Raw genomic sequence first — 20,614 nt, 5'->3', positions numbered from 1 at the left:
TGTTTAGGGGAGAAGTTTTTTAGTCCAGGATAGGACCGTTTAGTTCCATGGAGTCATTGAATCCGAACATTTTTGTACTCTTTAATCTATCTACGTACAAAACCCCGTTTAGGTGGTCGCATTCATGTTGGTATACGATTGCAGAATATCCCTCGATTGTTTCTTCGTGAGAATTTCCTTTTTCATCCATCCATTTCATTTGGATCTTATTGGGTCTTTCTACGTACCCCCTCATACCCGGAACGGAGAGGCATCCTTCCCAATTTCCATCTACTGAATCAGTAATCGGTTTGATCTCTGGATTGATAAGTATCCTTTCCGGAACTCTAGATGGACTATCATCCTCAGGATCTGAACCTACTACCACGATCTTTTTCATGATACCGATCTGAGGAGCAGCAAGACCCACACCGTCCGCATGTCTCATTGTATCAAACATGTCGCGGATCATTTTTTTGAATTCTTTGGTTCCCAGTTCGTCTGGATGAACAGTTTCGCTGCTCTTTCTTAGAAGTGGATCGCCAATTTTGAGAATTTTACGTACTGACATTTTTCAGAACCTTGTCCTAGAGCTATCCTTCACCGGTTTTTGCCCACCAGATTTTAAGAATGGTTCTAGGATTTTAGACAGCATTCCAGTGGTCGGTTCTGAAAATCTTGGATTTTGAGCTTCCCATCTAAACACAGAAGTTCCTACAGAAATGTTCTGTAATATTTCTGCCTGGGTTTCCAATGGGCCGACAGTTCTAGGAAGAAGGATACCAATCGGACATTTTGCCTTTTGGGAATATAGATCTTCCTTTTCCAATCCGTTCCAAAGCTTTTCTAAACCGAATGGATCCAAAAAGAACTTAGGGATCTGGGTTAAATTCCTAAGAAACCAATCCGTTTTTTCTAAAATGGAAGTGGAGTATCCTGATACTGGCAGAGGGTTTGGGAAAATCAGAAATGCAGAAAGTATTTTATCGTTAGGTTGGGTGAGAAGTGGCCATATCAATCTCGCGGAAAATCCTTCTGCAATTAGAATTTGTTTCTTCTTTCTTTTCAGAAGAAAATCCAAAATGTCTTCATTCGAAAATCCGGAAAATTTCTCAGGACCTTCTGCCACAGTAAGATAATATTCTGAAGGAAGTTCCGGGCTAAAGGACCTGTCAAAAGAATGTAAGGGGTCCCGAAGCCAAAGCACTTCGTCTTTTTTGGGATTTCCCCGGCTGGTAAAAGTCCAATGATTCTCTCGCATTAGTCTTGACAGTGATTAGGAAAGGAAACTATCTATTAGGTTCGGCGCTGGTGTGTGGAGACGAGGGGAATCGAACCCCCGACCTTTTGAATGCCATTCAAATGCTCTCCCAACTGAGCTACATCCCCTCTGATTCCAAAATGGTCTCCTTGGGCGCACTGTCAATATATATTATTTTAGGAGCAATCGGATGAGCGATTCCGTCGAGGAACTACAGAAAAAAATAAAAATCCAAAACGATATTATCAAAGGTTATGAAAAAGTTTTGAGATTGAACGAGCAAGAGTTGGAAAACGCGGATGAGATCATTCGTATGTACGAAACTATCATTCAGTATTCCGGACAAGAATTAAAAGATGTTAAAGAAGCTTTCGATGCAACTTCAGTAGTGACTAACTTATCTAGAGACGAATTAATTTCTGCAATGAATCGTATCAAAGAACTTGAACACGCTAATAGAAGACTAAGGGAAGAATCCCTTAAATTCCAATCTTAATTTTTAGACCTTGACCCAGATAAAAAAACAGGAGACCCTACTCAGAAGTCGAAGTGACGGTTCCTTCTTTCTAGAAGAAGGTTTAGGGGTCTCCTCTATCTTTGATAGTTTTTTGAGAGAGGCGATCGCACTCACTCATGCTGACTTAGGTGGAATATTTTCTACAACAGAGTCTTCGAATATACGACAAATCTCCGGTCGTAACGAAAGAGAACTCATCGAAGCTGCACATTGGGCATTCTCACAATCCGGAAAAGATCTACTTTTAGAAAGAGGTAAAACTCCTCCTTGGGCCAAATCACCAAGCAGTTATCCGCTTTTAGTGGTTCGATTAAAAGTAGATGATCTGGATTCAAGTCTCAAGGCGAATCGTGCAAGTTACGCCGTTTTAGTTTTACAAGGTAAAACAACCGCGGATCGCTTTTCTAAAACTGATTTTGAACTTCTTCGTACTACATGTAAAACAGTAGGAAGATTATTAAAAGAATCTCATGTATCCGGAGATGCCTCCTTAGTCACTCTTTCTTTACTCGCAACCACTCAATTAGTATTAGAAGCAGCACAGGCAAAAAGACAATCAGAACGTTTCGACTTCTTACTTACAGAAGTAATTCGTGTTTCCGGATTAATTAATTCCTCTTTAGATCTTTCTCAACTTTTAGAAGCGATCATGCTTTCCTCCAAAACTGTATTTAGAACAGAGGCATGTAGTGTTCTCCTTTTAGATGAATCCAAAGAATATCTCTATTTCCACACAGTTCTTGGTGAAAAAAGTGAAGCGGTCACTAAAATGCAAGTTCCTGTTGGAAAAGGTGTGGCTGGGCTCGTAGTTAGAGAACGGAAGCCAATGATCATCAATGATGCACAAAATGATGATCGTGTTTATAAGGAAGTGGACAAGGCTTCTCAATTTACTACTCGAAATATTATGGCTGCCCCTCTCGTTGCAAACGACGAAGTAATCGGCGTAATTGAAGCGATCAACACCGTGGACAGAGAAAAGTTTACTGGAGAGGATCTAGAACTTTTCTTAAGCTTTTCGGGAACTTCTGCATTAGCAATCCAGAAGACTGGACTTCTTCAGAACTTAGAGAATGCGAACAAAGATCTTCGCAAAAAAGTCTCCGAGTTAGAGTCCTTATTTGATCTGTCACAGGCGGTAAGTCTTTCTACAAATAGACTAGGCTTAGTGCGAAAATCCATCCGACTTATCATCAGAGAATTAGATGCAAGTGTTGCAGGTATTTTCTTATACAGTCTCTCTAAAGAGAATTTTATCAACTGTGCATACTACGACGGAAAATCAGAAAAGATAGATAGAGTTTTAGAAGAAGAAATTATAGGAACCCAAGTTTTGTCCAGCATCAAGGAAGGTCTTCCTGTATTAAAAAGGGATATTTTGGACCAACCATTCCCTCATATGTTGGACAGAAGATATTTAAAAGGTTCTTATATTATCGTTCCATTATTCTTATCTAGCGGAGAACCTTACGGTGCCTTGACTGTTGCCGATAGAAAGGATAAACTTTCTTATCAGGATTCTGATTTCAGATTATTGCAGACAATGGCTTCACAGTTTACAAAAGGATTCGAAGCTTTCCGTTTAAGGAACGAGATGTTGGAGAAAAAAGCGATCCAACAGGAGATGGAAATTACTCGGAAGATCCAACAGAATATTCTTCCTTCCGAAAAAGTGTTTCATTCTAATTTTGATCTGGGAATTCTTTCTGTTCCGGCTAAGGATGTGTCCGGAGATTTTTATGATTATTACCAGTACAGCGATGGTCAATACTCATTTTTGATCGCGGATGTTTCCGGAAAAAGTCTGCCTGCGGCTCTATTTATGGCGATGAGCTCTTCTATCATTCGAACTCTTGCTAGAAATCATGATCTAAGCCCCGAAGAAATTTTAAAACAAGGGAATGAGTTAATTTTCGAAGATTCTCATTTTGGAATGTTTGTAACTGCATTCTTCATTCATTATAATCCTTCTTTGTTCACAATTGAATATGCGTCCGCTGGCCATAATGACCAGGTTTGGATCAAAGAAGATGGCTCTTACGAATTATTAAAAGGCCAGGGGCCTCCTCTAGGTGTGATCCCAACTGCAAAATACAAGGGCGGAAATTTTACAGTAAAGCCGGGAGATATTTTTGTTCTCTATACTGACGGCGCGGTAGAAGAAAAAGACGCCCAAGGAAATGAATTCGGTCTGGAAAGAATGATCGAAGAGATCAAGTCCAGAAGACATCTTCCTGCACAAAAAATTGTAGAAGAATTATACGCAACCATTCGTTCTTTCTCCTCTGGAAAAGAACCTTTCGACGATTTCACTGTGCTTTTATTGAAGTACAATAATGATTTCCAATTTTTCAGGACTTTCGACGCGAGTACCGGTCAAATTCCAATCTTCCGAGAGTTTATATACGATGCGATCAAGGTCAGAAATCTGCCCGATTTTTTAAGAGATGATATTCTTTTGGCGGGGGACGAGGCAGCTACAAATATTGTAATGCACGGTTATAAAGATACTCTGCTCAGAAATCCGAAATTCGATTGTAAAATTCGGTTCACTGAAGATTCTATCACGATCGTGCTGACTGATTCCGGAAAAGGTTTCGACAGGACGAATGTGAAAGACCCGTCCATAGAGGAAAATCTCACCGGAAAAAGAAAAGGCGGATTCGGTGTGTATCTAATTGAGACATTAATGGACGTGGTAGATTATAAAATGGAAGAGGGAAGAAACATACTCACCCTCCAGAAATTTTTTCGCTGAACTACGAGGGCAAAATGGAACTGACGGTAGAAATAAAAGGGAACTCTAGAGTGATCCATCTTATAGGGAATATGGACGTTCATAATACCCATAGGGTCGAACAGGCGTTCATGGATCATATCCGAAAAGCTACAGAGCCCAATATCGTCTTAGATATGTCCAACGTGGAGTTCGTTTCTTCCGCAGGTTTAAGAGTCATCGTTGGTTCCCTAAGAGTTTGTAAGGAAAGAGAGATCCAACTCAAACTTGCAGCTTTACGCCCAGCAGTTCGTAAGGTTTTCGAGATCATAGATATGGATTCCCTTTTTAAGATCTATGATACCGTAGATTCTAGCCTCCAATAAATCCTTTTACTTAAACCGCGGTTTTTAGCTTTCCTCCCTGGCCTTTCTCTAAAAACTGTGTACCGTATGTCGGAACAAGCGTACTCTATAAATAATCCGTTTCAATCTTCTGATCCATCGGAATCCCAACCCGTTTCCAGTATTTACGACGATGCCAATGCAATGGGCAAAGAGTTATTGGAGAAACCTCTACAAGGTGGAGGAACGGATAGGATCCTAGTACAACATTCTAAAGGAAGAATGACTGTTTGGGAAAGGATCAAAGTCCTTACCAATTCAGAGCCTAATATTCTCTACCAAAACTGGGGAAAAAATTTAGATGGGGCTTCCTTAATCACAGGTATTTTAAATATTAACGGAAGGGACGTAGCAATCTACGGACATGACTTCACTCTTAGAGCGGGGTCCATGGATGCTACTAACGGAAACAAACTTGCAAGATTGATCTATATGGCAGGGGAACATGGTATTCCTCTGATCGGTATGAACGATTCTGCAGGTGCATATGTTCCTGCAGGGGTTGGTGGTCTGGACGGATACTCCGAAGCATTCACCGCACTTAGAAAGATCAGCGGTGTAGTTCCAAGCTTAATGTTAATGTTTGGATTTAACGCGGGTGGTGGAGCTTATCTTCCGAGACAAGGTTCCTTCATGATCCAACCGGAGAATACATTCTTCGGTTTGACGGGACCCGGAGTTGTTAAATCAGTTTTAGGCGAGGACATCAGCGCGGACGATCTGGGAGGACCAAAAGTCCACGGACAAAGCGGTGTTGTTGACTTAGTAACTAATGATGAGTTAGGAGCTTTAAGAACAGCACTCAGACTTCTATCTTATCTTCCTGATAATAGTTCAAGTGCAGCACCTTTCCATCCAACTTCAGATCCTACTGATAGATTTATCTACGAAGAAGAGATCTTATTCAAAAAGACATTCAATTCTCCTACTGGGATGAATACTCCATTTGATATCACATTATATATCCAGAATATTTGTGATCATGGTCAGTATTTCGAGATCCAACCTCAAAGATCCAGAAACCTAGTCACCGCATTCGGTAGATTGGGCGGGCATGTGGTTGGCTTTGTAGCGAATAACTCTGCAGTTTCTTCCGGTCAGATTGATATTGGTGCCGCAAGAAAAGGTACAAGATTTATCCGTTTCTGTAACGTATATAATATTCCTTTAGTATTCTTAGAAGATACTACCGGTTTCTTACCAGGAAAAGAGCAGGAACAAAACGGTATCGTTTTAGAAGGAAGAAAACTTCTGGATTCGATCATCGATATCCGCACTCCAAGATTAACTCTTATCATCAGAAACGCATTTGGTGGAGCTTACGCAAGTTTCAACTCTTACCATACGGGTGCGGATATGGTATTTGCACTTCCAACTGCAAGGATTGCGGTAATGGGACCTGCAGGTAAGGATTACGTTTACAAAGACGAGATCACTGCTATCCAAAAAGAATATAAGGAAAATCTAAAGAATGGTGCATCTGAAAAAGATGCAGCTGCGACTAGAGACAAAAAACTTCAAGTTCTATCTCAGAAATATGAGAAGGACCTAATGAACCCTAAAGAAGCATTATCATTGGGTTCTGTTTCCAGGATCGTTCTTCCGGGAACTACTAGAAACATCTTATTCAAAAATTTAGATTATTTAATCCGACACTACAAACCTGGACCAATGTCCGGACCTCAAAGGGAATTCGAGTAAACACAGATGATCGACTACCAAAATCGGCGCATTACATTTCGCGAATCTACTACTCCTTGGATCCATTCTTTTTCCTTAGAAACTATCAAATGTTTGATCGTTTGCCGAGGCCCAGTTCGAAAAGAGGCTATGGAAATTTTCGATCAGATTGGGATCAGAGAATACGGTATCTTACTTTCAGAAAAAGATTCAGTTGTTTATCCGATGGCACTCGCTCCGGAACTTAGAGATTTTAGATTCCCTTCTAATATTCACAGAGTTCCTGATTATATGGGAGCAGGTGCAGAAGAAAAAGCTGCAAGGATCAAACAGATCATCCAAATCGCAAAAGATAACGGATACACTCATATCTTTGCCGGTTACGGATTTATGGCAGAAGATTCTGAATTCATCGAGGCAATCGAAGAGAGCGGAATTACCTTCATGGGACCTTCTTCTCATGTGGCTCACCAAGCAGGTTCTAAAGACGAAGCAAAAAAGCTCGCACGTAAACTGAATGTTTCCGTAACTCCTGGTGTAGATACAATCTCTGCAACTTGTCTTCTCAAAAAAGCAAAAGACGAAAAAGCATTAGTTGCTCTTGCAAAAGAAAAAGGATTAAACTACACTTATAATTCTTCTATTTCTATAGAGGAAAATGCGGAAAGCTTATTATATGCTGGTTACGAAAAAATCGTAGAACTCGTAACTATTCCTGAATTGCAAGCTCAGGCAGAAATTGAAACTGCAGAGATCTGGAAAAAATACCCAAGTAATCGTATTCGTTTTAAATACGTGGGCGGTGGTGGTGGAAAAGGCCAAAGGGTAGTTTCCAAACCGGAAGAAGTAAAAACTGCAGTACAAGAAATATTATCAGAATCTAAAGTAACCGCTCCAGGTTCTAACAGAAACTTTTTGATAGAATTAAATATCGAAAAAACCAGACATAATGAGATCCAGTTGATCGGTAACGGAGAATGGTGTTTGGCTTTAGGTGGAAGGGACTGTTCCGTTCAAATGCACGAACAGAAACTCCTTGAGATCTCTCTTACTCAGGAACTTTTACAAAACGAGATCGCTGTTCTTGAAAAAACATCTCCTAAAAAAGCAGAGATCATGAAGGCAGACCTTCAAGTCCTCAAAGAAATGGAAGAGCAATCCGAAAGATTCGGAGAAGCAGTCGCTTTAAATAGTGTTTCCACCTTCGAGTTGATTGTAGAAGGGACCAACCACTTCTTCATGGAGATGAACACCAGGATCCAGGTAGAACATAGAGTGACTGAAATGGTTTACTCTTTGAAATTCACAAATCCTGATAACAAATCCGAATTCTTTATCGTAGACAGCTTGATCGAGGCTATGGCACTTCTTGCTCTTCATGGAAAAAGACTGCCTAAACCAGAACGAGTCGTTAGAAATATTTCCGGTGCAGAAGTTCGTATCAACGCTACCAATAAGGCGATCCAACCTCACGCAGGTGGTGTTATCTTAAATTGGTCCAAACCTCTACCAGAAGAGATCAGAGATGACCAAGGAATTTCAGTTAGAAATCCTGATACCGGTCTATTCGTACATTATAAAGTAGCTGGTGCTTACGATTCAAACATCGCACTTTTGATCACTTACGGAACCAGTAGAGAAGATAACCTTCGTAAACTTGGAAATATTCTCAGAAAGACTGAGCTTAGAGGCCAGGATTTACAGACTAATTTACTTGTTCATTATGGTTTGATCCATTGGATCTTAGGAAAGGATCCTTTATTCAAACCTTCTACAGCATTTATGATCTCTTATCTTGCTGCAGTGGGTGCTTTAGAAAGCCTAGGCAAGGATATCGATCTGGAAGTCGCTTGGACAAAAATTCTTTCTAATGCTCCAGCAGAAGGAAAGAAGGTTCTTTCCCGTAAACTTACTCTGATAACAAGACCTCTTGGCGAACTACTCGCAGACGCTCATGTTTTAGCTGGTTTCTTAGGTTATCATGAAAATGTTTCCTGGAAGATCGAAAAGGATCAGGTGGTTTGGGCCCGAAATCCAATCCATATTCTTTCCGACCTTTACTATTATCTGCATATGGAAGGTGAATTACACCAATCTCCTTCTGAACAGATCTGGGATCATGACCAACAAGTTTTACAATCTGCATTAGCATTTTATAAAGAACTGGAAAAACTAACCGGCAAAAAAGCTGATTCTGCTGACTGGGATTCTGTATTTGCAGGAAAAGCTCCTGCAGGTGTAGATGCTGCTGTTTGGGCAAATGCAATCTCTTCTCATAAAGGATTTCAAATCGGATTAGAATTGCTTAAAATCATTCCAAATCTTGGAAATAAATCAGGTTTCTATAAATTGGGAGTGGATGAGAACCTAGAGCCGGTAATCCCTGAAGAATTTAAGAAGTCGGATACAAGAGACGCATTTATTAAATTTTTGGCACCTGCTCCTAAGGCAAGTTCAGACGAGATCGTTTCTCCAATGGGCGGAATGTTCTACTCTAAAGAGGCTCCTGATCTTCCTGCAATGGTACAAGAAGGTGAGCATTTCAAAGCAGGCCAGCCTTTGTTTATCGTAGAAGTAATGAAAATGTTCAATAAGATCACTGCTCCATTCTCTGGAACTATCAAAACTGTAGTTCTAAATGATAGCGATGGAAAGATCATCCAAAAAGGACAAACTATCTTTAAGATCGTTCCGGACGAGGTCGTTAAGATCGAAACTCCGGAAGAGATCCAAGATAGAAAGAACAAGGTAACTTTTTCACTTCTATAAAGTTTAAAACCTCTAAGATTCTCGCCCTGATCAACCGGCGAGAATCTCGGAAGGAACATCTCCTAAGGAAAGTATTTTTTCCGCAGCTCCTCTTTCTATCGCTTCTCTTGGCATTCCAAATACAACAGAACTTGCCTCATCCTGTGCAATTGTTCTTCCGCCTGCTTGCCTGATTTCTAAAAGTCCTGCGGCACCATCTGCTCCCATACCTGTAAGTAAAAATGCTTTTGCGTTACGTCCTACATGTTTTGCAACTGATTTGAATAATACATCCACAGAAGGTCTATGACGATTTACGAGCGGTCCGTCTGTGATCCTTACAATAAATTGAGCTCCACTTCCTACAACTTCCATATGTTTATTCCCTGGGGCAATAAGTGCGATCCCTTCTTGGATACGATCTCCGTCTTTTGCTTCTCTTACAGTAATTTTGCAGATCTTATCTAAACGATTTGCAAATGCTTCTGTGAATTTTTCAGGCATATGTTGCACGATCACTATACCTGGGCTATTTGCGGGAAGAGAAGTAAGAATATCCTCTAACGCTATTGTTCCACCTGTGGATGTTCCAATCGCAATGATCCTATCAGTAGTTGCAATTTTTGTAAAATCAAGTCCGTTCGTTTTGGGAGAAGGAGCCGAAATTTGATGTTTCAATTTAGAAATGGAAGCAGAACGAATACATTCTCCCAAATAAATAGCTGAATCTTCTAAAAAGTCTTTTAGCCCGATTTTAGGTTTGGTTACAATTCCTACTGCACCTTCTTTTAAAGCAACCCAAGCTGTTTCAGAAGATTCTTCTGCAAGAGAAGAGCAGATTAAAACCGGAGTAGGGTGTGTATGCATGATCTTTTTTAAAAAACTGATCCCATCCATTCTAGGCATTTCAATATCCAAAACGATCACATCAGGCCATCTTTCGGATTTTCCGAGTTTCTCCAATGCAAACACGGGATCGGGAGAAGATCCAATTACCTTTATGTCAGAATTCATTTCTAAAACTTGTTTGAGTACGGATCGGACTACAGCGGAATCATCTATAATATATACGTATATCATGTTTTGTTAATTTTGAGGATTTTCCATATAGACTTCTCCGTCCCAAAGAGAGAAATATATTTTTCGGTGAGATTTTCCGCCTGTATTGGAAGCAGTTAGATCTATATTTGCTTTACGAACCAAGTCCAGAACTGACTCCACATTTTTTTCACCTATTTCTACGATCTTTTTTACTTCTTCCATTTTGTCTTCTTCAGGAGAAAACATAGAAGCTCCTCCGAAAATTTTGCATACAAATCTGCCCGGTCTTTCTCCCAGTTTCTGAAATTGTTTTAAGAAACTTTCCAAAGCATCATCTGCGTATTTTGGATGAGGTTCCGGAACATGTGAAGGTCTTTTAGGGAGCATGATATGAGCCATTCCTCCCACCTTAGAATAAGGATGCCAAAAACATAATGCAACACAGGAGCCCAAGAGTGTTCTGATCCTTGTTCCATTTTCTCCCCAATAAAAACCTCCTGGCTGGAGAAAAATATCTTTAACAATCTCGGGTTCCATTTTCAACTCGCGGAGACTACGCTCGCCGCTTCTTCTTTGGTTTCCTCGAGTGCAGTCAATTCTTCTACAGTTAATAAGCGAAGAAGGTTGAGTAATAGAATGAATCCACTTGCTTGTCTCGCCATACCCGCTAAAAAATCCACGCGTATCCTGGAACCGAATGTAGGAGGGGGTTCAATTTCGGAAGAAGGTATACTCAAAACTTCGTATACAGCTTCTACGATCAGACCTATATCCATCCTTGCTCCGTTTACTGATTCAGGAACTTCCACGATCACGATACATGTTCTTTTATCAGGAGAATGTTTTTTTCTGAAAAACTTATCACATACATCCAAAACTGGGACTACATTTCCTCTTAGATTGATTACCCCCGGAATAAACGAGGGCATCATTGGAACAGTGGTCACATGAGTGTATTCTAAGATCTCTTTTACATTCAAAAGCCCAATTCCGAAAGTTTCCTCTCCGATCTTGAAGGTCAAATACTGGTTGTCTTCGAAAGTGCTCACGACTACACCTCAGTATTTTTCAAACTTAGGTTTATCAGGAACGCTTACAGTTCTCACAGCAGCTAAACTTTTGGACCCATTGCCTGAACTTTCTCTTCCCTGAGATTCTTTACTTAATCTAAAGAATAATACGGATTCTCTCAAAGATTCCGCTTGGCTATTCATCTCTTCTGCGATCGCTGCTAACTCTTCAGAAGCGGAAGCATTTTGCTGGGAAACCTGATCCAGTTGTCCCATTGCCTTATTGATCTCTATTACACCGGAAGCCTGTTCCTCACTAGAAGCTGTGATCTCTTGTACCAAATCTGCAGTTTTTCTAATATTCGGAACAATCTCACTGATTAGTTTTCCTGCTTTTTCAGCAATTGCTACGGACGACACAGCAAGACTTGAGATCTCATTAGCAGACTTCTGGCTTCTTTCTGCTAATTTTCTGACTTCAGAAGCTACTACTGCGAATCCTCTTCCATGTTCTCCTGCTCTTGCTGCTTCAATGGCCGCGTTTAGAGCGAGTAAATTTGTTTGGTAAGCAATATCCTCAATGATCGAGATTTTTTCGGCTATCTGTTTCATCGCAGTTACAGTTTCAGTTACAGACTTACCTCCATCTTCTGCGTCTTTAGAAGATTGGCTTGCGATTTGTTCAGTTTGTTTTGAATTGCTCGCATTTTGGTCAATAGAAGCAGTCATTTCTTCCAAGGAAGAAGTAGTCTGTTCTACAGAAGCAGCTTGTTCAGATGCACCTTGGCTAAGTGAATTCGCTGTAGAAGAAACTTCCCCAGCAGAACCAACAAGGCTTCCTGCTTTCATCACGATATCACCCATGATCTCGTTCAATTTATCTACTGTAGTATTTCCATACTCCTTCAATTTACCGAATGTTCCGAAGTATTCGTTCTCGATTTTAGAAGTTAGATCTCCATTTGCTAATCTTTCCAGAGCATCTACTACTTCGGTCAGTCCGGTTTCACTTACTTGTAAGAATGAATTGATACCTTCTCCTAAACTTCTAAAGAAACCATCTTTTCCTTCTAATCGGACTCTAGTTCTAAAATCTCCTTTTGCTGCAGCGCCTACTATCTCTTCGATCTCTTTTTGGACAGCAAGTTCTCCTGTGATATCGGACCATTCTACTACTGCCCCTAATCTTTGGCCTTCAGTGCTTAAGATTGGATTTGCAATCAGTGTAAATGTTCTTCCTCCAATTACAATGGTAGATTCATATGTCGTACTCAAATTACCCACAAGATTTCTCTGGTGAGCAGGGTTCTTGTGGAAAGTATCAATATTTGTTCCAAGTAAACTTTGCAAATTGAAAGAAGCTAACTGTTTTCTGATATCTCCTTCACTGTTTTGGAACATCTTGTATACTGCCTTATTCATATACTTGATATTAAAATCATTATCAGCGATCATCACGTTTGTAGAAGCATTGTCCAATGCTACTTTAATGCGAGTTAACTCGTCATTTTCCAATTTACGAGCCGCTGCGACTTTTTTCTGCTCAGTTACATCGGACCATTCTACAACCGCTCCTAATCTGTCTCCATTATCTGTGAGAATTGGGTTTGCGATCAGATCGAATGTTCTTCCTCCGATCTCAATACTAGATTTGAAAGTATCTGTAAAGGACCCGAGTATTCCTCTTTGGTGAGCAGGGTTTTTATGATAAGAGTCTATATTAGAACCTAATAATTTGTTTAAATGGAAATTGGTAAGTTGTTTTCTAATATCTGATTCACCTATCTCGAACATCTTTACTATCGCTTTGTTCATATATTTGATATTCAAATGAGTATCAGCGATCATGATGTTGGTGCTAGTATTGTCTAAAGCAACTTTGATACGAGTTAGTTCTTCGTTCTCTTGTCGTCGGACCTCCAACATTTTCTTCTGTTCAGTAACATCTGCCCATTCTACCACAGCCCCTAGTCTGTCTCCTGATTCTGTAAGAATTGGATTTGCAATTAGATCAAAACTTCTGCCGCCAATCTCAATATTGGAACGGAATGTTTGGTTCAGTTCCTTTAAGATACCTCTTTGATGTGCAGGGTTTTTATGATAACTATCAATAATCGAACCCATCAAAGATTCCACTCTGAATTGGCTAAGCTGCTTTTTAATATCTTCTTCTGCATTTCCAAACATCTTTCGGATAGACTTGTTCATGTAAGTGACCTTCAAGTTCTGGTCCGCCATCATGATATTTGTAGTTACATTGTCTAAAGCAGTTTTGATCCGAATGAATTCTTCCGAATCAAAATTACCTGTGCTCGTAGTAATACTTCCTGAAGAGAAAGGTTTTAGATAAATCACCAAAGCTGGCAAGAGAAGGGTCCCGAAAATTGCGAACAGGAAATGATAATATGCCGGGCCTTCTTTCTGGACAGGAACAGAATATGAAGATTTGGATTTATCCCAATCGGATTTTAACTTTTCTAATTTAGGTACTGAATTTTCTGAAATTTGATTTAGGAAATTTTCTCGAGTGTCCTTTGCTTGGATCCCCAAAATCCCTTTGGCAGCAAGGATACTTTCTTCGAGAGAATCCAAATCCTTGAGGAATTTTTGTAGGTCTTCGGGATCCTTTGGCATCGAAGAAGATACTTTTAGATCGGATGAGATCTTAGTTTGGATCGTTTTTAGATTTTCTAGTTTAGAAGAAAGGGATTCTTTACTTTGCCCTGGAAGAAATAAAGAATACAAACCTGATTCGTAATCTTTTAGCTCTGAATGTATCGTTTCGGGAGAGACCGAAATTTTATCAGTGGATCCAGTTCCAAATCCATGATCATACAAATAACTCCAACCGGCTGATCCAAATGTAAGAATGATTCCTAACAACAAAGACCAAACAAGTACGCTTAATTTTAATTTACCCTGTCTCATATGATTTACCTATACTATAAATTAATTATTTCCTTTATTATTAAAATTCGCTTAACGAGCGAATGTTCTATCTCTCAAATTAGTTCTTTGGATTTTTAATAGTGAATGAAGGCCAGGCACGTCCAGAATGAACGCTATCTTACCAGTTCCTAAAACTGAAGTTCCGCTAATACATTGGATCCCTTTGAATATTTCATTCAAAGGTTTAATTACCGATTGGATCTCACCTAGTAGATCGTTTACAAGGATCCCGAAGTTTCTACCGTCATGTTCTAAAACGAGTACGTTCTTTCTTCCTTCATCAGGATCAGGAAGACCCAAAAATCTTCCTAGATGTAGAATTGGAAGGACTTCTCCTCTTAAATTGATAGAACCTGAAATCTCTTCTGGTAGAAGTTGGAGTCCCGACTCCATTGTTTCTCTCACCCAATCCATAGGTACTACGAAATAAGAATCACAGGATCTAACTAAGAATCCATCTATGATCGCAAGTGTAAGAGGAAGTCTAATTGAGAATACACAACCTTTTCCGAATTCTGATTGTACATTCACTGATCCTCTTAAGGATTCAATATTACGGAGTACGACATCCATTCCAACACCTCGACCTGAAAGGCTAGTAACAGATTCAGCTGTGGAAAATCCAGGTTGGAAAATTAGATTAAATATTTCTTGTTCGTTTAATACTTGCGCAGGATCAATAAGGCCTTTTTCAATCGCCTTTTGTCTAATCCGTTCGTGATTAATCCCTTTTCCATCATCAGAGATCTCGATTGAGATACTTCCTGTAGAATGAGAAGCCTGGATCTTTAATTTACCCCTTTGTGGTTTTCCAAGATTTGTCCTTTCTTGGCTGGGTTCTATTCCATGATCTAAAGCATTTCGTAATATATGAACGATAGGATCGTTTATCTTTTCAATGACTGAACGATCTAATTCTGTTTCTCCACCTAAAATTTCTAGATCCACTTCCTTTCCAAGTTCCAAGGAAATATCTCTCACAGTTCTTCTGTATTTCTCGAAAAGTTCCCCGATAGGCACCATTCTAAGTGCCATTGCCGTTTCGCGTATTTCTCCTACGAGTCTGGACAATAATTCTGCGGATTCGTTTAAGTCAGAATCTTCTTTATCTATAAGTAAACGACCGAGGCTAGCTTCTGAGATGATCAACTCTCCTACAAGATTCACTAATTGGTCTACTTTAGCTGAGTCTATACGTATAAGTTTGGGAACGATCTGAGTGGTTTGTGTTTTCTCACTTTCAGCCTTTTTAGAAGAACTTTGTTCTTTAATACTTTCTGAAGAATGTACTGTAACGGGGATCTGAAATAGAAGACCCTGTAGTTCTAATGCCTTGAAATATTCTTCCTTTTCACAAGGTATCTCGCTCGCGATTTTATGGAAAACTTCCTCTGGAGAATTAGGAGGAGTAATTCTTAAAAAGGAAGAATCTTTTACGAAAGAAAAAACAGATTCAAGATCCTTCCTTTCAGAGGCTGACTTGAGCCGAACCTCATAGCCTAAATAACAATTTTCTGAATCCCAACTATTCCAATCAGGGATTTTAGTTTTATAAACGTATAAGTATTGGATCTCTCCGATTGTTCTCAGGTATTTTAAAAAGGAGAATGGATCCATTCCATCCTTAAAAATATTTTCTCCTGGAAAGAATGTGATCTGCCAATCAGAATTAACAGTCCCTTGTTTTTCAGTCTTATCTTTGCTTAGGCCAGGATCACTCGCAGAATTTTTAATTTCCTTTTTCTCAGAAATTTTGCCTGTAAATCCTTGGGCTTCTTTTATGATTTTTAACTGTTCAGTTTGTAATTCGGTGTTTAACTCTTTGCCTGGGATTGGATCTTCTACAATTCGTTTTAAATGGTCGATCGCTCTTAATAAAAAGTCTATTTTAGCAGGATCTAATTCTGTTTTTCCGGATCTCGCCAGATCGAGTAGGGTTTCCAACTCATGAGAACATTCTTCTATGGATTCATAGCCAAACATTCCTGCAGTTCCTTTCACTGTGTGAACAGAACGGAACATAGAATGAATTGCTTCTTCGTCAAATTCTCCCTTTTCCATACGTAACAGATGTGATTCTGCTCCGGATAATAATTCCAGAGATTCTTGTATGAATGCTTCTTTAATCTCAGAAAGATCCATTACACCTTCTCCAATCCATATGAAAATTTAAAGGCAGATGAATCTTTTTTAGAAATTCGGATACGGTCTTGGAAAAATCCGATCAGACCATATAGATCGTAAAATTCTAATAAACAATTTGGATGATTTAAGATAGCAAGATCCCAGGATTTATAGAGTGAATCTTTTTTAAGTAAAATTAAGGATTGAACGAAACTGGAATCCACCTTTTCCAAAGAGGATGTATCAATCTCTATTCGGATCGGATTCTTGTCCAAAAGAGATTGAAGCTTTGACTTCCAATCAGAAGCATAATAAATAGAAGCTTCTCCAGAGAGATCTAAATGAAAGATCGGTCTGGAATTCTTTTGCCCGAGTTCAGATACTTTAATTTCCAAAGACATAAAATTGCCGATTAAACGAGTAAAACCTGAATCGTTTTTAAAAGTTCTTCCGGAGAAAAAGGTTTAGTCAGCCATGCTTTCGCACCTGCTTTTAAACCTTCGCTCTTCAACTCATCTTGGGATTCAGTAGTAAGCATGATGATTGGAACAAATTTATGGTTCGAATCTTCTTTGATTGCCTTGACGAAAGATATACCATTCATGTTAGGCATATTCATATCGCTTACTACCAAATCCACTTTGCCTTCTTTCAATTTTTCCAAACCTTGCAGTCCGTCTTCTGCCTCGATTACGGAAAAAGAAGCCTGGGAAAGATGAAGGGTAAGTATCTTTCGAAATACGGCTGAATCATCCACGATTAAGATTTTTTTCATATTCTCCTTCTTTTCATTCTCACTGAATGGGTAATAATAATTCGCTCATCACACAAAGCCTGACCTGTTCGCCAGTGTGATCCTTTGCATTATGAATAAAGAATAGACCGTTATGTTTTCTGAGTATCTGGTCCACAGCTGTGAGCCCTAGACCAAGACCAAATCTTTCTAAATGGGAGACACTTTCTACAGGAGGGTGGATACGGAAGAATGGTTGAAGAACAAGATTTTCATGTTTCTCATCCACACCTCCGTAAGGTTTTTCATCTACAATGTTTTTTACCACAACGCAGAAATAGCCCTGATTAATACTAGTGAATATTTCTAAGGAAGTTTTAGGTGCGCAGTACTTGTATGCGTTTAAGATCACCTCTTCCAAAGCGAGAAGGAATAGATCCGGTTCTATATCTAATTCTACTTCCTTTTTCAAAATAGGTAGAGCAAGTCTGAGTCCCTTCTTTTCCAGATATGGTAGAATAAACTCACTGGAATGTTTGATCTTCTCTACGATTTCTGACGCTTTGACTTTTTTCTTTTCCAGATTCCGATTGATAATCTCTAATAGCTGGGTAAGACCTTTTAATAGGTTTTTAGTGATTTCCTGGTTCTCAATTACCAGGTTCATCATACTTTTATTAATTAAATAATTATCACCATCTTCCTTCATTTCGATCTTTATCATGTCCAAAAGACTGATGATCGCTCCGATGCCTGATCCTTGAGATAGAGAAGTTTGTAAGGAATGTATGGAAGATTTTTCCCAGGATTCATCTCCTGCTTTCCTTCTGGTTTCCTTATAGGTTAGCCATTCTAATTGGTTTCTTAATTTTAAACTTTCTGCTTCTAAAATAGCAGTTTCACTTGCCTTTAAAAAACGATAATCGACTGCCTTGTTTAGAGCCTTATGAAATTGGTCAGGAAGAATTGGTTTAATTATATAATCGAATACGCCTAGTTTCATTACTTCGATCACAGTGTCAGTGGAATCTAGTGCAGTTTGAACTAGAACAGTTGCGTCTGGTTGGAATTCCTTCAATCTCTGAATGAAAGTAGGACCATCCATCACAGGCATCATAAGATCTACAATATAGAAAGAATATTTATTGGCTTTGGCCATCTCCAATGCCTCTTCTCCATTGGAAGCGGATTGGTACTGGATCCCGAACTCATCACAAAGTGCTTCGAGCATTAGAGTATTTTCTAATTTATCCTCGACTATAAGTATAGGATCTCGGACTACACTCTTTCTCTCCTGTTTATTTTTGATTACAGAACTTGTAGAGTTAGTCATTGATTTGATCCGCCAATTCTTCTAATACTAATTTCAGTTCATCCAAGGAGATTGGTTGAGAAAGAACGAAGTCAAAATTCTCCCTGGAATATATCTTCTCGAAATCTTGAGTTTCTTCTGGAAGGATCAGGACTGTTTTCCAAATTTCTGATATTCTATCTTTCAAAAGAGAATTAGAATCTTGGAATAAAACGATTTTTCTATCCTTTCTTAGTTCTTTGAATAATAGAGGTTGATTTTGTTTTTTAAAAAAATGAGTGAGAAGATCTGCGTTTTTTTGGTTGGATAATTCTAATTGTATAAAACAGAAATTTTTTAGTTTATCAGGATAAGCTCCTGCAAAGTTTTTTCTAGGTTTGAATTGTTTGGGAGTTTGTTCTAGTATAGGAAGATTTAAATAAAAAGTAGTTCCAATCCCTTGTTGGCTTTTTACACGGATATTTCCCCCATGTGCCTCTACTAATTTTTGAACGATAGATAGTCCAAGCCCTGTTCCTTCTGTGTCTCTGGATCTGGAATTTCTGACCTGATAGAATGCATCGAAAATCTTTTTCTGTTCGGCTTCCGGGATACCAATGCCAGTGTCTGTGATCTCGATAATCCAATTTTTTCCATCTCTTTTGGCAGAAAGATAGATGGACCCTTGCTCAGCAGTGAATTTAACTGCGTTTCCAACCAGATTCAAGAAGATCTGTCGAATTCGTTTTGGATCTCCCCAGATCATAGATATAAGTTCTTCAGGATCATCCCAAACAAGATGGATATGTTTTCTGATAAGCTCTGGTTCTAAAAATTCTACTACCTGTTCCAATTCCTTTCTTAAATCCATTTCTGAAAAATAGAAGGAAGATTTTCCAGCATTCAGTTTAGAAAGTTCTAATATATCATTAATTAGACCTAATAAATGTAAGCCTGATTTATGGATCAGGTCTAAATATCTTTTATCGTTAGAAGTTTCGTCTTCTATCTTGATTAATTTAGAAAGTCCAATGATCGCATTCAAAGGAGTGCGAAGTTCATGGCTCATATTGGCGAGGAAATCACTTTTAGCAGTGCTTGCAGCTTCTGCCTTTTCCTTTTGGACAGAAAGTTCCTTTGTCCTTTTAACTACAGTTTCTTCTAGGTTTTCTTTGTGGATCTTTAGTTCTTCCAAAATGGACATTCTTTCTAAATAAAATCCGATTAGATCAACGAAAGTGCGGAAAGTGAACTGCTCCTCTGGACTGGATTCACGTTCAAAAAATTCCATTCCTAAAAATCCAAACCAATCTCCTGACATTCGGATTGGAAATAGAAAAAATGTATCTGTTCTTCTGCCTTGGTAAAATGACTTCTCAGAATCCAAAAGATCTGAGGCATGAAATTCAATTATATCATTTCGAAGTAGGTAAGGTTTCCATCTGGCAAACTTAGAAGAGAGTGAAATTTCGGGATGTGTCTCTGCGAGAGTAGCACTTGAATAAGGACTCTTGATCTCTGCTTGTAATGCTAATACATCAGGGTTTGCGGTTTTTTTATATAGATAGATCCTTTCAGCTTCTACCAAAGCCAAAAAATGTTCTATCGCTCTTTCTATTGTAAAACTTTCATGAGTTGTATTTAATAAGATCTGAGAAGCAGCAGTAAGGCCCATTTCAGATCTGAGTCTTTTTGCGGTTAGTTCTTCTCTTAGGATCTTTTCACTTACATCTCTTTGGATAGATAATAAATTCGTAATATTTCCATCTTGGTCTTTGACCGGAGAGACTTTCCATTCTGAATGATATTTTGTTCCGTCTTTTTTATAGTTAATTGTAGAGGAAGAGTAAGAGTCTCCTCTCAATAGGCAATTTTTAAGGTTTTGTAATATTCTTCTGTCGGTTTCTTTACCGAACAAAACTTTGGGAGAGCCTCCGATCAACTCCTCGGCTCTATATCCGGTCAGCTCACAAAATGCAGGATTAACGAAAACAATAGAAGGTCCGTTCTCATTTAGAACAGCGTCTGTAACGAGAATTGCGTCCGAAGTTTGGGAAACGATAATTTGAAAAAGTCCGATTTCTGTGTCGAACTGCAGATCTTCCCCGACCATATAGGCCAGAAAATTTACGTGAAAATAAACTTAATTCAACCATTTTAG

At 39.0% G+C, this 20,614-nt stretch carries 16 protein-coding genes and 1 tRNA gene; 5 read left to right on the top strand and 12 right to left on the bottom strand.

Translation table 11 applies throughout. The annotated features are described in order from the left end of the window. Positions 1 to 19: 19 nt before the first annotated feature. From def to EHQ52_RS00595, 3 genes are all read right to left on the bottom strand, one after another. Positions 20 to 550, bottom strand: a complete 531-nt coding sequence (def, locus tag EHQ52_RS00605; protein WP_135613352.1) for a peptide deformylase — start codon at positions 548 to 550, stop codon at positions 20 to 22. Positions 551 to 553: 3 nt separating this feature from the next. Next, a complete protein-coding gene (locus tag EHQ52_RS00600) occupies positions 554 to 1,186 on the bottom strand; it encodes a hypothetical protein (RefSeq protein WP_244244759.1) in 633 nt (210 codons plus the stop codon). Positions 1,187 to 1,295: 109 nt separating this feature from the next. Then, positions 1,296 to 1,368 (bottom strand) — tRNA-Ala (locus EHQ52_RS00595). A 62-nt stretch (positions 1,369 to 1,430) separates the two neighbouring features. On the opposite strand from EHQ52_RS00595, the gene EHQ52_RS00590 reads away from it, so the two are divergent. The 5 genes from EHQ52_RS00590 (at position 1,431) to EHQ52_RS00570 (ending at position 9,326) form a co-directional block, all read left to right on the top strand. Further along, a complete protein-coding gene (locus tag EHQ52_RS00590; RefSeq protein ID WP_135613350.1) occupies positions 1,431 to 1,736 on the top strand; it encodes a hypothetical protein in 306 nt (101 codons plus the stop codon). 97 nt (positions 1,737 to 1,833) lie between these two features. Then, positions 1,834 to 4,515 carry a SpoIIE family protein phosphatase gene (locus EHQ52_RS00585; protein WP_425269373.1) on the top strand — a complete coding sequence of 894 codons (2,682 nt, stop codon included), beginning with the start codon at positions 1,834 to 1,836 and terminating at the stop codon, positions 4,513 to 4,515. Between the two features lie 14 nt (positions 4,516 to 4,529). Further along, a complete protein-coding gene (locus EHQ52_RS00580; protein ID WP_008596558.1) occupies positions 4,530 to 4,859 on the top strand; it encodes an STAS domain-containing protein in 330 nt (109 codons plus the stop codon). A 66-nt stretch (positions 4,860 to 4,925) separates the two neighbouring features. After that, complete coding sequence (locus tag EHQ52_RS00575; protein WP_135613348.1) at positions 4,926 to 6,578, top strand: acyl-CoA carboxylase subunit beta; 1,653 nt, start codon at positions 4,926 to 4,928, stop codon at positions 6,576 to 6,578. A 6-nt stretch (positions 6,579 to 6,584) separates the two neighbouring features. Then, positions 6,585 to 9,326 (top strand): ATP-binding protein, encoded by a 2,742-nt coding sequence (locus EHQ52_RS00570; protein ID WP_135613347.1) that lies wholly within the window; start codon positions 6,585 to 6,587, stop codon positions 9,324 to 9,326. A 30-nt stretch (positions 9,327 to 9,356) separates the two neighbouring features. Here the strand turns inward: EHQ52_RS00570 and EHQ52_RS00565 are convergent, their stop codons facing one another. From EHQ52_RS00565 to EHQ52_RS00525, 9 genes are all read right to left on the bottom strand, one after another. Beyond that, positions 9,357 to 10,385, bottom strand: a complete 1,029-nt coding sequence (locus EHQ52_RS00565) for a protein-glutamate methylesterase/protein-glutamine glutaminase (RefSeq protein WP_135613346.1) — start codon at positions 10,383 to 10,385, stop codon at positions 9,357 to 9,359. A 6-nt stretch (positions 10,386 to 10,391) separates the two neighbouring features. Further along, positions 10,392 to 10,889: a chemotaxis protein CheD gene (locus EHQ52_RS00560; protein ID WP_208653430.1), complete on the bottom strand. Its 498-nt coding sequence runs from the start codon at positions 10,887 to 10,889 to the stop codon at positions 10,392 to 10,394. Further along, complete coding sequence (locus EHQ52_RS00555) at positions 10,886 to 11,395, bottom strand: chemotaxis protein CheW (protein WP_135613344.1); 510 nt, start codon at positions 11,393 to 11,395, stop codon at positions 10,886 to 10,888. The genes EHQ52_RS00560 and EHQ52_RS00555 overlap by 4 nt, the downstream gene beginning before the upstream one ends. Before the next feature lie 9 nt (positions 11,396 to 11,404). Next, a complete protein-coding gene (locus EHQ52_RS00550) occupies positions 11,405 to 13,990 on the bottom strand; it encodes a methyl-accepting chemotaxis protein (protein ID WP_425269372.1) in 2,586 nt (861 codons plus the stop codon). 345 nt (positions 13,991 to 14,335) lie between these two features. Next, positions 14,336 to 16,447, bottom strand: coding sequence for a chemotaxis protein CheA (locus tag EHQ52_RS00545; protein WP_135613343.1), 2,112 nt, complete (start codon positions 16,445 to 16,447; stop codon positions 14,336 to 14,338). Continuing rightward, positions 16,447 to 16,830, bottom strand: a complete 384-nt coding sequence (locus tag EHQ52_RS00540; protein ID WP_135613342.1) for an STAS domain-containing protein — start codon at positions 16,828 to 16,830, stop codon at positions 16,447 to 16,449. The genes EHQ52_RS00545 and EHQ52_RS00540 overlap by 1 nt, the downstream gene beginning before the upstream one ends. Positions 16,831 to 16,841: 11 nt before the next feature. Then, positions 16,842 to 17,204 carry a response regulator gene (locus EHQ52_RS00535; RefSeq protein ID WP_135613341.1) on the bottom strand — a complete coding sequence of 121 codons (363 nt, stop codon included), beginning with the start codon at positions 17,202 to 17,204 and terminating at the stop codon, positions 16,842 to 16,844. Positions 17,205 to 17,223: 19 nt separating this feature from the next. After that, positions 17,224 to 18,495 (bottom strand): ATP-binding response regulator, encoded by a 1,272-nt coding sequence (locus EHQ52_RS00530; protein WP_135613340.1) that lies wholly within the window; start codon positions 18,493 to 18,495, stop codon positions 17,224 to 17,226. After that, complete coding sequence (locus EHQ52_RS00525) at positions 18,488 to 20,566, bottom strand: PAS domain-containing sensor histidine kinase (RefSeq protein ID WP_135613339.1); 2,079 nt, start codon at positions 20,564 to 20,566, stop codon at positions 18,488 to 18,490. Before EHQ52_RS00525 ends, EHQ52_RS00530 begins: the two co-directional genes overlap by 8 nt. Positions 20,567 to 20,614: the final 48 nt, after the last annotated feature.

Source organism: Leptospira koniambonensis, from assembly GCF_004769555.1.
In the GTDB taxonomy this organism is placed as follows: domain Bacteria; phylum Spirochaetota; class Leptospiria; order Leptospirales; family Leptospiraceae; genus Leptospira_B; species Leptospira_B koniambonensis.
This window is presented reverse-complemented; position numbering and strand designations above follow the sequence as displayed.